The organism is Methylobacterium sp. J-048 (assembly GCF_022829515.1).
Lineage (GTDB): Bacteria > Pseudomonadota > Alphaproteobacteria > Rhizobiales > Beijerinckiaceae > Methylobacterium.
Window position 1 is genome coordinate 54,035 of record NZ_JAKSYL010000153.1, and the last position, 13,369, is coordinate 67,403.

The window sequence follows — 13,369 nt, forward strand, 5'->3', positions numbered from 1 at the left end:
CGGTCCCGTCTGAACCACCCCCACCCCTGACCCCTCCCCGCAAGGGGGAGGGAAAATCCCGAGGAGATGACGGCAATGCAACTCGGCATGATCGGCCTCGGCCGGATGGGCGGCAACATCGTCCGGCGCCTGCTGCGCGATGGGCACACGGCCGTGGTGTTCGATCAGAACCCGGCGGCGGTGGCCGGGCTGGTGGAGGCCGGCGCGGTCGGCGCTTCGAGCCTGGAAGATCTGGTCTCGAAGCTGGAGGTGCCGCGCGCCGCTTGGGTGATGCTGCCGGCGGGCGCCATCACCGAGGAGGCGGTCGAGACGCTGGCCGGCCTGATGCAGGCGGGCGACTGCGTCATCGACGGCGGCAACTCGTTCTACGGCGACGACGTCCGCCGGGGCATCGCGCTGAAGGCCAAGGGCCTGCACTACGTCGATGTCGGCACATCGGGCGGCGTCTGGGGGCTGGAGCGCGGCTACTGCATGATGATCGGCGGCGACACAGAGACCGTCGACCGCCTCGACCCGATCTTCAAGACCCTGGCGCCCGGCATCGGCGACATCCCGAAAACGCCGAACCGCGAGGGCCGCGACCCCCGCGCCGAGCAGGGCTACATCCATGCCGGGCCGACCGGCGCGGGCCATTTCGTCAAGATGATCCATAACGGCATCGAGTACGGCCTGATGCAGGCCTATGCCGAGGGTTTTGACATCCTGCGCCACGCCAATTCCGAATCGCTCCCGGCCGCGCGGCGCTTCGATCTCAACATGGGCGACATCGCCGAGGTCTGGCGGCGAGGCAGCGTCGTCTCCTCCTGGCTGCTCGACCTGACCGCCCAGGCGCTGGCCGGCGACGAGAACCTCGAGGATTTCTCCGGTTACGTCGAGGATTCGGGCGAGGGCCGCTGGACGATCAACGCGGCCATCGAGGAGAGCGTGCCGGCCACCGTCCTGTCCAACGCCCTGTACCGCCGCTTCCGCTCCCGCGAGCAGGAGAGCTACGCCGACAAGCTGCTCTCGGCCATGCGCAAGGGGTTCGGCGGGCACCAGGAGCCGAAGAAGTCCTGAGGTCCGGCCCCATGAGCCTCCCCACCGGAACCCATGTCCTGCCCGACCCGCAGGCGGTCGCCCGCGAGGCGGCCGAGCGGCTGATCGTGGCCTGCGGCGAGACTGAATCCGAGCGGATCGCGATCGGCCTGTCCGGCGGCTCGACCCCGAAGGTCCTTTACGGCCTGCTCGCCGGCCCGGACTACGCCTCCCGGGTGCCGTGGGAGCGGATCCACTGGTTCTTCGGCGACGACCGGGTGGTCCCCTGGGACGATGAACGCAGCAACGTCCGGATGGTCCGCGAGGCGTTCGGCCACGGCTCCCGGATCCCGTCGACGCACCTGCACTTCATCCCGTCCGACGCGGGCGCGGAGATCGGGGCCCGGGCCTACGAGCGCACCCTGCTCGACTTCTACGGCGCCGAGACCCTCGACCCCGCGCAGCCGCTGTTCGATCTGGCCCTGCTCGGCCTCGGCGAGGACGGGCACACCGCCTCGCTGTTTCCCGGCAAGCCGGCGGTCGACGAGACCACGCGCCTGGTCGCCCCCGTGCCCGAGGCCGGCCTGGCGCCGTTCGTGCCGCGCATCACCCTGACGCTCCCGGCCCTGGCTTCCTCGCGGCACGTGCTGTTCCTGGTCACCGGCGCCGGCAAGCGCGAACCCCTGGCCCGGCTCGCCGCCGGGGAGGATCTGCCCGCGGGCCGGGTCACCAGCCTGGGTGATGTGGCCTGGCTGCTCGACGAGGCCGCCGCGCGGTGAAGTCCCGCGCGGGCCGTTACGGTCTGGCAAGGCGGTCGCGCTAGACCGGGTCGCCTGCCCCGCGGTCCGGATCCGCCCGCGGGGCGGCGGCGGTTCCATGCCACGAAGGGCCAGATGCGCGCGGGCACCGTCGTCCTCTACACCGATCAGCCCGCCCGCCGCGCCGATCTGCTGCTGGCGCTGCAGCCGATCGCCCCCTGCACGGTGCTGGACGCCGCCGCGATGCCGCCCGCCGGCCCCTGCCTCGCTCTGGTGGCCGACCTCGACCTGCTGCAGCCCTCTCCGCTTGTCGGCCTGCGGACGCTGATCGCCGCCTCCCCGGCCCTGCCGCGAATCTTCCTGATGCGCAGCATGGGCGCCCGCAGCCTGTCGGCGGCGCGCGGGCTCGGAGCGCAGCTCTGCCTGCCGGAGGACACGCCGGTCGGAACCGTGGTCGAGGCCCTGCGGGCGCAAGTGTCGCCCGTGCCGGACGCGCCCGAACCGGGCGCGCGGGGTCGCTCCCCGCTGGTCGTGCAGGCCGCCGACAAGGCGGGTGCGGTCATCGCCAACCTGCTCGATGCCGCACGGGATTCGGGCACGGTCGATGCCGCCCTGGTCAATGACGGCCTGGAGCCGATTCTCGGGGCGATCGGCCAGGGCGGCCTGACCGCCTGGCTCGACACGGTGCGCGCCTACGACGACGCGACCTATCAGCATTGCCTGCTGGTGGCGGGCCTCGCCGCGACCTTCGCGATCGATCTCGGCTTCTCGGTGGCCGACCGCCAGCAGCTCGTGCGCGCCGCCCTCGTGCACGATGTCGGCAAGGCCAAGATCCCCCTGGCGATCCTGAACAAGCCCGGCCCCCTCGACGCGGCGGAGCGGGCGGTGATGCGCGAGCATTCAGCGCTGGGGCACCAGATCCTGGTCCAGGCCGGCGGCTTCGACGACGCCGTGCTGCGGGTGGTGCGCCACCACCACGAATTGCTCGACGGCTCGGGCTACCCGGACGGGCTGGCCGGGGACGCCATCGAGGACATCGTCCGCCTGATCACCATCTGCGACGTCTACGCGGCCCTGGTCGAGCGCCGCCCCTACCGGGCCCCGATGCCGGCCGCCGAGGCCATGGCGATCCTGCACGGCATGGACGGCAAGCTCGACGGGGCCCTGGTGCGGGCCTTCGAGCGCTCCGTCGCAGGGTCCTGACCGGCGCTTGCAGGTGCCGAAGCACGATCCGGCCCTTCTATCCCGCCCGTCATTGCGAGCGCAGCGAAGCAACCCAGCGTAGCGCGCGATCCCCGAACGTTGCGAATCCCTGGGTTGCTTCGCTGCGCTCGCAATGACGGTGGTTGAGCTGCGCACGGATCGATCAAAAAATCGCAACGCATGCGCGGGGGTTCTATTGCGCTACACGAGGCCGACGCGCGAGCTGACTGCATATCGTTCGGTAGGTTTGGAATGACATTCCTACCTTCTGCCATTCCGCGCAATTGCATTGCTTATGCAGGCCGTCCGAGCGCGACCTTCGCAACCCGTCTCCGGCCCCTCCGCGCTAGGCTTCATCCAGCCTGACGGAGGGCATCTGAGGAGATCGCGCATGAGCCCGCTGACCCATCCGGCCGACGTCGAGGCGATGCTGGCGGATCTTGCGCTCTCGTCTGGCCGCTCGCCGGACGCCTATCTGGCGTCGGCTAGGGCGACCCTGCTGAAGATCCTGGCCCGGCCGGATTTGCTGGACCGGACGCGGCTAGTCGCGCCGCAGGAGGGGCTTGGCCGCAACCTGCTGTTCGGCACGGGGGCCATCAGCGTCTGGGCCATGGTGTGGCGTCCCGGCGCGGTCACGCCCGTGCACGATCACCATTGCTCCTGCTGCTTCGGGCTGCTCAGCGGCAGCCTGCGCGAGACCTGGTATCGCCCGATCAGCGACACGCACGCGGTCGCGACCCTGGATGTGGTCCGCAGCCCCGGCTACGTGGCCTGCATGATGCCCTCGGGACCGAACCTTCACCGGATCGCCAATGACGGACCGGATACGGCGATCTCGATCCACGTCTACGGCTACGATCCCCGAGAGCAGGCCTCGTCGGTCCACCGCACCTACGCGATCGCGGCGGGGTGATGTGATACCCGCGCTTCCAATGACGGTGGAGGCGGTCACCGACCGCTCAACCCGAAACGATCACGCCATATACATCGTCGGCACGGCAGTCGTGTACTTCATCTCCTCCATGGCGATGGAGGCGGACAGGTTCGAGAATTCGAGCTTGGCGATGAGCCGCTGATAGACGGCGTCGTAGGTCTCGATGTCGGGCACGACGATGCGCAGCAGGTAGTCGATCTCGCCGGTCAGGCGCCAGGCCTCGACGATCTCCGGAAAGCCGGCCACCACCCGGCGGAACGCATCCGACCAGTCGGTGGCGTGGCGGGGCGCCTTCACCGCCACGAACACCGTGGTCGGAACGTTGACCTTGCGGCGGTCCACGAGGGCGACCCGGCCCCGGATCACCCCCGACGCCTCCAGCTTCTTGACCCGGCGCCAGCACGGTGCGGCGCTCACGCCGACCCGCTCGGCCAATTCGGCGACCGGCAGCGTCGCGTCTTGCTGGAGGACGTCCAGGATTTTCCGGTCCACCGCGTCCATACGAAAGCTGCTCCCGCGCGGGATCCGGGCTGACGGGCCTACAGGAAGAAGTGCTTCGAGAGCTTCAGCCCCTGGGCCTGGTAGTTCGAGCCGGCCCCCGCCCCGTAGAGCATCCCGGGCACCGCCAGCATCCGCTCGTAGACGAGGCGGCCGACGATCTGGCCGTCCTCCAGCAGGAACGGTACGTCGCGGGAGCGGACCTCCAGCACCGCGCGGGCGCCCGCGCCGCCGGCCCCGGCATGGCCGAAGCCGGGATCGAAGAACCCGGCGTAATGGACCCGGAACTCGCCCACCAGAGGATCGAACGGCACCATCTCGGCGGCGTGGTCGGGCGGGACCTGCACCGATTCCTTGGAGGCCAAGATGTAAAACTGGCCGGGATCGAGGATCAGCGCGCCCGAGCCGTCCGCCGCCAGGGGCTCCCAGAAATCCGCCGCCCGGTGGCGGCCCGGGGCGTCGACGTCGACCAGCCCGGTATGGCGCTTGGCCCGGTAGCCGATCAGGCCGTCGAAGCCCGACAGGTCCACCGAGACCGCGACGCCACCGTGGAAGGACGGGGCGTCGGCATCCACCAGCGGCGAGCGCGCGTGCAGCTGGCCGAGTTCCTGTTCCGACAGCCGCGGCGATCCCTGGCGGAAGCGGATCTGCGACAGGCGCGAGCCGGTCCGGACCAGCACCGGGAAGGTCCGCGGCGAGATCTCCGCGTAGAGCGGCCCGGTATAACCGGGCTCGACCTGGTCGAACGCCTCGCCCCGGTCGGTGATCACCCGGGTGAACACGTCGATCCGGCCGGTGGAGCTTTTGGGATTGGCCGCCGCCGCCAGGTCGCCGGGCAGCGCCAAGCCTTCCTGCAACTCGGCGATGTAGACGCAGCCGGTCTCCAGCACGGCCCCGGGGCGCAGGTCGATCGTGTGCAGCGACAGGCGCTCGACGCAGGCCTGGACCGTGCGGGTCGCGCCCGGCAGGAAGCTGGTGCGGACCCGGTAGGCGGTGGCGCCCAGGCGCAGGTCGAGGCTCGCGGGCTGGATCTGGTCGCCGGCGAAGGCTTCGGCCACGCGGATGCCGCCCGCCTGGGCCAGCGCGGCGATCGCCTCGGCCGGCAGGATGCCGGAGCGGGTCCCGGCGCTCGAATCGGCGGCTTGCTTTCCTGCGCCCGCGTTCATCGCGCCTCGACTCCTTCGCGCGCCTCCGGGTGGATCCGCGTCCCGATACGTTCTCCGACGGGACTGGCTAATGCCGGCTTAACCCGGATGCGCCAGGCGTCCGGCACCGCTACCCGCCACCCTCCGACGGGCCTGCGGCATCATCCGCGCGAGGTAGTCCGCCGCAATTGACGCCGATTTCACCGCCCACTACCACCGCCAGTGAAGCGTGTTCAATTCGTCTTCATCGAATCGCACCGTTCGAAGAAGGGCCTAATAGGGCGATGTACAAGGCCGAAACGCGGGGAATTCGAGTGACCGTTCAGCCCCGCTTCGTCGAGGAGGAATCCTCGCCGAACGAGAGCCGATATTTCTTCGCCTATACGGTCGAGATCGTGAACACCGGCAGCGAGCAGGTGCAGCTGCGCTCCCGCCACTGGCGCATCATCGACGGCCACGGGGCCTGCCAGGAGGTGCGTGGAACCGGTGTGGTCGGCAAGCAACCCGTGCTGGAGCCGGGCGAGTCCTTCTGCTACACGAGCGGCTGCCCGCTCAACACGCCCGACGGCCTGATGGCCGGCAGCTACACCATGGCGACGGTGGCCGGCGAGAGCTTCGAGGCCGAGATTCCCGCCTTCTCCCTCGACAGCCCGCACGTCCGCCGCAGCCTGCACTGAGGTCCCGCCGCCGGGGCCTCGCTCCGGAGGGATCCATGTTTGGGTTGGGTGAGTCTGGGAACGGCGAGCGGCTCAGCCCGCTCGACATGCTCGCCCGCCTCGTGGCGTTCGATACCGAGAGCGACAAGTCGAACCTCGCCCTGATCGATTCCGTCGGTGCCTATCTCGACGGCTGGGGCGTCCCCACCTTACGCCTGCCGAACGCGGCCGGCGACAAGGCGGCCCTGTTCGCCACGGTCGGCCCGATGGTCGAGGGCGGTGTCGTCCTCTCCGGCCATACCGACGTGGTCCCGGTGGCGGGCCAGGCCTGGACCAGCGACCCGTTCACCCTGCGCGTCGCCGACGGCCGGGCCTACGGGCGCGGCGCCGTCGACATGAAGGCGTTCGACGCCCTGGCGCTGGCCCTGGTGCCCGACATGCTGGCGGTCGGTCTCAAGCGGCCGATCCACATCCTGCTGTCCTACGACGAGGAGACCACCTGCCTCGGCTCGATGGACGCGATCACCCGGTTCGGCGCCGACCTGCCGCGGCCCGGCGCCGTGATCGTCGGCGAGCCGACCGGGATGGAGGTGGCGGACGCGCACAAGAGCATCGTCACCTGCCTGACCACGGTGCACGGCCATGAGGCCCATTCCGCCCGGCCGGCGCTCGGGGCGAACGCGGTGGCGGCGGCCTGCGAGCTGGTCGCCGGGCTCAGCCGGATCGCCGATCGGATGATCGAGCGCGGCGACGCGTCGGGGCGGTTCGATCCGGCCGCAACCACGGTCCATGTCGGGACGATCCACGGCGGCACGGCGCGCAACATCCTCGCCAAGGAGTGCCGCTTCCATTGGGAATATCGCGGCCTGCCGGACCTCGACCCGGGCGAGATTCCGCGCCTGTTCGCCGAGGAGGTCGAACGGGTGACGCGCGAGCGCCTGAACCGCTACGGTGATTTCGGGCGAATCGAAACGCTGGAGGAGGTCGACATTCCGGGGCTCGCACCCGAACCCGGCTCCGAGGCCGAGCGGCTGTGCCTGCGGCTGGCCGGGCGCAACCGCACCATCGCGGTGCCCTACGCCACCGAGGCCGGGCGCTTCCAGCAGGCCGGGATCCCGACGGTCGTGTGCGGGCCCGGCGACATCGCCCAGGCCCACCAACCCGACGAGTTCATCACCCTCGACGCGCTCGGCAAGGGCGAGCGGTTCCTGAGGGCCCTGATCGAGGCTTACGCGTCATGAACGCGCTCATTGGCATCACCATCAAGCTGCGCCCGCTGGAACGCGAGGACCTGCGCTTCGTCCACCAGCTGAACAACAACGACAGCATCATGCGCTACTGGTTCGAGGAGGCCTACGAGTCCTTCGCCGAACTGCAGCAGCTCTACGAGCGCAACATCCATAATCAGACCGAGCGCCGCTTCATCGTGGCCGACCCGAGCGGCGAGCCCGCGGGACTGATCGAGCTCGTGGAGATCAACCACCTGCACCGGCGCTGCGAGTTCCAGATCGCGATCCACCCGAGCTTCCAGGGCCGGGGCTATGCCTGGCAGGCGACGCGGATCGCCATGGACTACGCCTTCAGCGTGCTCAACATTCACAAGCTGTATCTGCACGTGGACCGGGACAATGCCCGGGCGGTGAGGATCTACGAGCGCTGCGGCTTCCACCCCGAGGGCGTCCTGAAGGACGAATTCTTTGTGAACGGCCGCTACCGCGACGCCGTGCGGATGTGCCTGTTCCAGCCGGATTACCTCAAGAACCGCGGCGGCGGCGACATCGCCGACCCGGTGCTGAAGGTCTGATGGGTTTTCCGGGTAAAGAAAGCGCCGCAGCCGTCGCTGTCCAAATCTTCCCCCCATTCTGAAGTGCCGAAGCGCAAGCGGGCCTCGAAGGAGAGCTCCTTCGAGGCCCGCTTGCGCGGTCACCTCGGGATGAGGGTGTGATTGGGAAGCCCCATCGAGCGGCCGATCGACGATAAGCGAAAAGTCCTACTGGGTTGGCTGTTCGCCGATCTCGGCTTCGACCTCCTGCGGGTCGAGGTCGTAGCGGCGGGAGCAGAATTCGCAGGTGATGACGATGCGGCCGTCATCCGCCACGATGTCGCGACGCTCCTGCGGCGAGAACGAGCGGATCATGCCCATCACCCGCTCCTGCGAGCAGCGGCAGGCCTCGTGCACCGGCTGGCGGTCGAACACCCGCACGCCGCTCTCGTGGAACAGCCGGTAGAGCAGGCGCTCGCTCGACACGCCCGGATCGACCAGCTCGTGATCCTCCACGGTGCCGACCAGGGCCCGCGCCTCGACCCAGGCATCGTCCTCGACCGCCTCCCCGGACAGGTGCGTATGACCCTCCGGGATGTCGCCCGGCGGCAGGTCGGCGAGCCGCGCCCGGTCGATCGACTGGGGCAGGAACTGGACGATCAGGCCACCGGCACGCCAGTGCCCGGCGCCCTCCTCCACGGCCTCGGCGACCGCGAGGCGCACCTGCGTTGGGATCTGCTCCGACTGGCGGAAATACTGGTGCGCGGCCTCTTCCAGGCCCTGCCCCTCCAGGGCGACAACGCCCTGGTAGCGGCTGGCCGCGGAGCCCTGGTCGATGGTCATGGCCAGATGGCCCGCCCCGATCAGGTCGGCATCCTTGAGCGGGCGCTCGCCGAGCGCCGCGACCCGCTCCGCGTCGAACCGGGCGGTGGCGCGCAGGCGGTCCGGCGCCTCGAAATCGACCACGATCATGGCCACCGGGCCGTCGGTCTTGGTCTGGAGCTGGAAGCGGCCCTCGAACTTGAGTGAGGAGCCGAGCAGAACCGTGAGCGCGGCGGCCTCGCCCAGCAGCCGGGCGACGGTATCCGGGTAGCCGTGACGGCGCAGGATCGTGTCCACCGAGGGGCCGAGCCGGACCAGGCGTCCGCGCACGTCGAGGGCCTCGACGGCGAAGGGCAGCACCGCATCGTCCGCGCCGCCGTGGCCGTTGCCGACCGCCTGCGCCTGAGGTTGAGACTCTGGTCCTGAGGTCATGCCCGCTCCGATCGATTGGTCCTGTTCCCGCAGCGGCCGCTCCGACGTGCCGGGGCGCGGATCCCGCTCCCGCAAGGAGAAGGATGGCGTGAGGAAATAGGACCCGTCCGGAGCGATCTGTTCCCTCACCCCGCCCGCGCCCGCACGGGAGAGGGGGCGCATCGCGCCACATCCGTCGCCGGGATGCTGCCGTCCGGCAGCCGTGATGGGGAGGCGGGCCGCACGCGCAGCCCGCTGTCCATTATATGGAGCGCAGTCCCGGAAAGCGCGAGCCCGGGATCAGGGCGTGCCCGCGCCCAGGCACCAGGCCAAAATCCCCTTCTGCGCGTGCAGACGGTTCTCGGCCTCGTCGAACACCACCGAGCGCGGCCCGTCCATGATTTCGGCCGTCACCTCCTCGCCGCGATGGGCGGGCAGGCAGTGCATGAAGATCGCGTCCGGGTTGGCGGCGGCCATCAGCGCGGCGTTCACCTGGTAGGGGCTCAGCAGGTTGTGGCGGTGACCCTCGTCGTCGTCGCCCATCGAGACCCAGCAATCCGTCACCACGGCATCGGCACCCTGGACGGCCGCGAAGGCGTCGGTGGTGACGTTGATCGTCGCGCCCTCACGCTTCGCCCAGGCGATCAGGCCGGGCGGGGGCGCGAGCTCGGGCGGGCTGGCGATGTCGAGGCTGAAGTCGAGCCGCGCGGCCGCGTGGACCCAGCTCGCCAGGACGTTGTTGGAATCGCCGGACCACGCGACCTTGCGGCCCTTGATCGGCCCGCGATGCTCCTCGAAGGTCATCACGTCGGCCATGATTTGGCAGGGATGCGAGACCTTGGTCAGGGCATTGATCACCGGCACGGTGGCATGCTCGGCCAGTTCCAGCATCTGGCCGTGGTCGAGGATGCGGATCATGATCGCGTCGACGAAGCGCGACAGCACCTTCGCGGTGTCGCCGATGGTCTCGCCGCGGCCGAGCTGCATCTCGGAGCCGGTGAGCATCAGGGTCTCGCCGCCGAGCTCGCGCATCGCGACATCGAACGAGACGCGGGTCCGGGTCGAGGGCCGGTCGAACACCATCGCCAGGGTCTTGCCCACCAGGGGGCGCTCGGCCGCGCGCTCGCCCTTGCGGCGGCGGGCCTTCAGGGCGGCGCTCGCATCGAGCACCCCACGCAGCTCCACTCCGGAAAAATCCTTGAGGTCGAGGAAGTGGCGGGGGCCGGCACCGTTCAGGTGCGGGACTGGGGCACGCGCCCGGCCGTCAATCTGGGCTGTCATCGCGTCACGTTCGCTAGAGCCTGCTCCACGATCACCTGATCATGAACGACACTCTATCTCCTGGTGAGGGGCATTCTCGTCACGCGCGGCGGGGATCGACCGCACCCGAAAATGCTTCGCACCGCCCTGCGCCGGAACGCGCCGCAGGGCGGTGATTCTTGTAGAGCGGGTTCGGCCTGCTATTCGGCGGCCCCGCGCAGGGCTTCGAAGGAGGCGGCGGCCTCGTCCAGCCGCCGGACCGCCTCGTCGATCTCGCCGTCGCCGACGATCAGCGGCGGCAGCAGGCGGACGATGTTGTCGCCGGCCGGGATCACCAAGAGGTGGGCGGCCCGGGCGGCGGCGGCGAAATCGGTGTTCGGCACGCCGAGCTTGAGGCCGAGCATCAGCCCCTCGCCGCGGATCTCCTGGAACACGTGCGGGTGGCGGTCGCGCAAGGCGGCGAGCTTCTGCTTGAGCAACAGGCCAGCATGGGCGACGCGGTCGAGGAAGCCGTCCGCCAGCACCACGTCGAGCACGGCGTTGCCCACCGCCATGGCGAGCGGGTTGCCGCCGAAGGTGGTGCCGTGGCTGCCGGCGGTCATGCCACGCGCGGCCTCGCGGGTGGCGAGGCAGGCGCCCATCGGGAAGCCGCCGCCGATGCCCTTGGCGACGCTCATGATGTCCGGGGTGATGCCGGACCATTCATGGGCGAACAGCTTGCCGGTGCGGCCGACGCCGGTCTGGACCTCGTCCATGATCAGCAGCAGGCCGTGCGCGTCGCAGATCTCGCGCAGCCGGCGCAGATCCGCGTGCGGGATGACGCGGACGCCGCCCTCGCCCTGGATCGGCTCGATCATCAGGGCGGCGGTCTCCGGACCGATCACGGCCTCTAGCGCCGCGTAGTCGCCGGCCGGGACCTGATCGAAGCCGTCGACCTTGGGGCCGAAGCCCTCGATGTATTTCTGCTGGCCGCCGGCCGCCAGCGTCGCCAGGGTCCGCCCGTGGAAGGCGCCCGCGAAGGTGACGATCCGGTAGCGCTCCGGGTTGCCGCCGGCCGCGTGGTACTTCCGGGCGATCTTGATCGCCGCCTCGTTGGCCTCGGCCCCCGAGTTGCAGAAGAACACCACGTCCGCGAAGGTCGCGTCCACGAGGCGCTGCCCGAAGCGCTCGCCGCCCGGGATCTCGAACAGGTTCGACGTGTGCCAGATCCGGCCGGCCTGCTCGGTGAGCGCGCCGACCAGGTGCGGATGGGCGTGGCCGAGGCCGTTGACCGCGATGCCGGCGCCGAAATCGAGGTATCGCTCCCCGGCCTCCGTCACGAGCCAGGCGCCCTCGCCGCGCTCGAAAGCGAGCGGCGCGCGGACGTAGGTCGGCAGAAGGGCTGACGTCACGGATCCCGTCTCCGTATCTCAGAAGGCTCGGAGCAAGCGTTGTGCCGGCTCCAAATGAAAGTGCCGCCTCGTCATGGGCGGCACGCGCGCGATTACTATGAAACGACCGGCTCCTGTCAACGTTGCGGGGTCATTTCCGGGCGCGCGGCTGCTCTGCACGATGCTTGCGCGAGCCGGATTTCAGGGCCGCATTGCTGGGCTCGTCCCCTTGCGCGGCGGGGGGCGGTCATGCTCCTGCTCCCGCAGAGTCGAGTCAGCGCGGAGAATCCGATGAGCACGATCAAGGAACGCCTCGAGAAGCTGGGTCTCGCCCTGCCGAAGGCCGCGGCGCCGGTGGCGAACTATGTGCCGTTCGTGCGCGCCGGCAACCTCGTGGTGATCTCCGGCCAGGTCTGCTTCGGCGCGGACGGCACCATTGCCCCCGAGCACAAGGGCAAGGTCGGCGGCAGCGTCTCGCCCGAGGCTGGCAAGGCCGCCGCCCGGCTTTGCGCCCTCAACGTCCTGGCCCAGCTCGAGGCCGCGGTGGGCGATCTTGACCGCGCGCTCGAGCAATGCGTGCGGCTGGGCGGCTTCATCAACGCCGCGCCGGGTTTTTCCGCGGTCGCCGGGGTGATGAACGGCGCCTCGGACCTGATGGTCGAGCTTTTGGGCGATAGCGGGCGCCATGCCCGCTCGACGGTCGGCGTCGCCGAGCTGCCCCTCGACGCCGCGGTCGAGGTCGAGGCGATCTTCGAGGTCCGCTGAGCGTGGCCGCGCCCGACTGGCTCACCGCGCGGCCGATCGCCCATCGCGGGCTGCACGACCGGGCGGCGGGCCGGCCGGAGAACACCCTGGCCGCCGCCCGCGCCGCAGTGGCGGGGGGATTCGCCATCGAATGCGATGTGCAACTGAGTGCCGACGGCGAAGCGATGGTGTTCCACGACGCCGCCCTCGGGCGGCTGACCGGGGCGAGCGAGGCGATCGGGACCAAGTCCGCCGCTGAGCTCGGAGCGCTCGCCGTCGCCGGGACATCGGAGATGATCCCGACGCTTGCGGATTTCCTGGCCGCCGTGGCCGGGGCGGTGCCGGTCGTGGTCGAGGTCAAATCCCGCTACGACGGCGATCCGCGGCTGGCGACCCGGGCGGCCGAGATCGCCGCCGCCTATGCCGGTCCGGTCGCGCTGAAATCCTTCGATCCGCAGGTGGTCGCGGCGCTCCGCGACCTGTGCCCGCCCGCGATCCCGCGCGGGATCGTCGCCGAGACCACCCAGGACGACCCGGCCTATGTCGGCATGGCCTGGGCGACGCGCCGGGCCCTGTCCAACCTGCTGCATTTTTCGGATTCGCGGCCGGACTTCCTGTCCTGGCGAGTCGACGACCTGCCCTGTGCGCCGACCTACCTGTGTCGGCTTCTCAGCCGCATCCCGGTGATGGCCTGGACGGTGCGGAGCGAGGACCAGCGCACCCACGCGAGCGCGCATGCGGACCAGATGGTGTTCGAGGGGTTCGTGCCGTGAGCACTCGACCAAGAGCGCT

Annotated in this window: 14 protein-coding genes; 9 read left to right on the forward strand and 5 right to left on the reverse strand. The window is 70.1% G+C overall.

Going from position 1 to position 13,369, the window contains the following annotated elements:
* The first annotated feature begins 75 nt into the window (after positions 1-75).
* From gnd to MKL09_RS15115, 4 genes are all read left to right on the forward strand, one after another.
* The gene (gnd, locus tag MKL09_RS15100) at positions 76-1,056 is read left to right on the forward strand and encodes a phosphogluconate dehydrogenase (NAD(+)-dependent, decarboxylating) (RefSeq protein WP_244021329.1); all 981 of its coding nucleotides are present in this window, start codon (positions 76-78) and stop codon (positions 1,054-1,056) included.
* A gap of 11 nt (positions 1,057-1,067) precedes the next feature.
* Positions 1,068-1,793: a 6-phosphogluconolactonase gene (gene pgl / locus MKL09_RS15105; protein ID WP_244021331.1), complete on the forward strand. Its 726-nt coding sequence runs from the start codon at positions 1,068-1,070 to the stop codon at positions 1,791-1,793.
* A 114-nt stretch (positions 1,794-1,907) separates the two neighbouring features.
* Positions 1,908-2,975 (forward strand): HD-GYP domain-containing protein, encoded by a 1,068-nt coding sequence (locus tag MKL09_RS15110; protein ID WP_244021334.1) that lies wholly within the window; start codon positions 1,908-1,910, stop codon positions 2,973-2,975.
* 391 nt (positions 2,976-3,366) lie between these two features.
* Positions 3,367-3,888 carry a cysteine dioxygenase gene (locus MKL09_RS15115; RefSeq protein WP_244021336.1) on the forward strand — a complete coding sequence of 174 codons (522 nt, stop codon included), beginning with the start codon at positions 3,367-3,369 and terminating at the stop codon, positions 3,886-3,888.
* Between the two features lie 60 nt (positions 3,889-3,948).
* Here MKL09_RS15115 and MKL09_RS15120 read toward each other — a convergent pair whose 3' ends face one another.
* Both MKL09_RS15120 and MKL09_RS15125 read right to left on the reverse strand, forming a co-directional pair.
* Positions 3,949-4,410, reverse strand: a complete 462-nt coding sequence (locus MKL09_RS15120; RefSeq protein ID WP_244021338.1) for an Lrp/AsnC family transcriptional regulator — start codon at positions 4,408-4,410, stop codon at positions 3,949-3,951.
* A 38-nt stretch (positions 4,411-4,448) separates the two neighbouring features.
* Positions 4,449-5,573 carry a 2'-deoxycytidine 5'-triphosphate deaminase gene (locus MKL09_RS15125; RefSeq protein ID WP_244021339.1) on the reverse strand — a complete coding sequence of 375 codons (1,125 nt, stop codon included), beginning with the start codon at positions 5,571-5,573 and terminating at the stop codon, positions 4,449-4,451.
* Positions 5,574-5,836: 263 nt separating this feature from the next.
* Here MKL09_RS15125 and apaG point away from each other — a divergent pair, with 263 nt between their 5' ends.
* Genes apaG through speG form a run of 3 tightly spaced genes read left to right on the forward strand, consistent with a single transcriptional unit; the run spans position 5,837 to position 8,012 of the window.
* A complete protein-coding gene (gene apaG / locus MKL09_RS15130; protein ID WP_007562424.1) occupies positions 5,837-6,229 on the forward strand; it encodes a Co2+/Mg2+ efflux protein ApaG in 393 nt (130 codons plus the stop codon).
* Positions 6,230-6,264: 35 nt separating this feature from the next.
* Positions 6,265-7,449, forward strand: a complete 1,185-nt coding sequence (argE, locus tag MKL09_RS15135; protein WP_244021341.1) for an acetylornithine deacetylase — start codon at positions 6,265-6,267, stop codon at positions 7,447-7,449.
* Between the two features lie 14 nt (positions 7,450-7,463).
* On the forward strand, positions 7,464-8,012 hold the full coding sequence (gene speG / locus MKL09_RS15140) for a spermidine N1-acetyltransferase (protein WP_313901186.1): 549 nt from the start codon (positions 7,464-7,466) through the stop codon (positions 8,010-8,012).
* Positions 8,013-8,198: 186 nt separating this feature from the next.
* Here speG and MKL09_RS15145 read toward each other — a convergent pair whose 3' ends face one another.
* From MKL09_RS15145 to MKL09_RS15155, 3 genes are all read right to left on the reverse strand, one after another.
* A complete protein-coding gene (locus MKL09_RS15145; RefSeq protein ID WP_244021345.1) occupies positions 8,199-9,224 on the reverse strand; it encodes an Hsp33 family molecular chaperone in 1,026 nt (341 codons plus the stop codon).
* 279 nt (positions 9,225-9,503) lie between these two features.
* Positions 9,504-10,484 carry an ornithine carbamoyltransferase gene (gene argF / locus MKL09_RS15150; RefSeq protein WP_244021347.1) on the reverse strand — a complete coding sequence of 327 codons (981 nt, stop codon included), beginning with the start codon at positions 10,482-10,484 and terminating at the stop codon, positions 9,504-9,506.
* Between the two features lie 179 nt (positions 10,485-10,663).
* A complete protein-coding gene (locus tag MKL09_RS15155) occupies positions 10,664-11,854 on the reverse strand; it encodes an aspartate aminotransferase family protein (RefSeq protein ID WP_244021349.1) in 1,191 nt (396 codons plus the stop codon).
* 270 nt (positions 11,855-12,124) lie between these two features.
* On the opposite strand from MKL09_RS15155, the gene MKL09_RS15160 reads away from it, so the two are divergent.
* Both MKL09_RS15160 and MKL09_RS15165 read left to right on the forward strand, forming a co-directional pair.
* On the forward strand, positions 12,125-12,598 hold the full coding sequence (locus tag MKL09_RS15160; RefSeq protein WP_244021351.1) for a RidA family protein: 474 nt from the start codon (positions 12,125-12,127) through the stop codon (positions 12,596-12,598).
* A 2-nt stretch (positions 12,599-12,600) separates the two neighbouring features.
* Positions 12,601-13,350 carry a glycerophosphodiester phosphodiesterase family protein gene (locus MKL09_RS15165; RefSeq protein WP_244021353.1) on the forward strand — a complete coding sequence of 250 codons (750 nt, stop codon included), beginning with the start codon at positions 12,601-12,603 and terminating at the stop codon, positions 13,348-13,350.
* Positions 13,351-13,369: the final 19 nt, after the last annotated feature.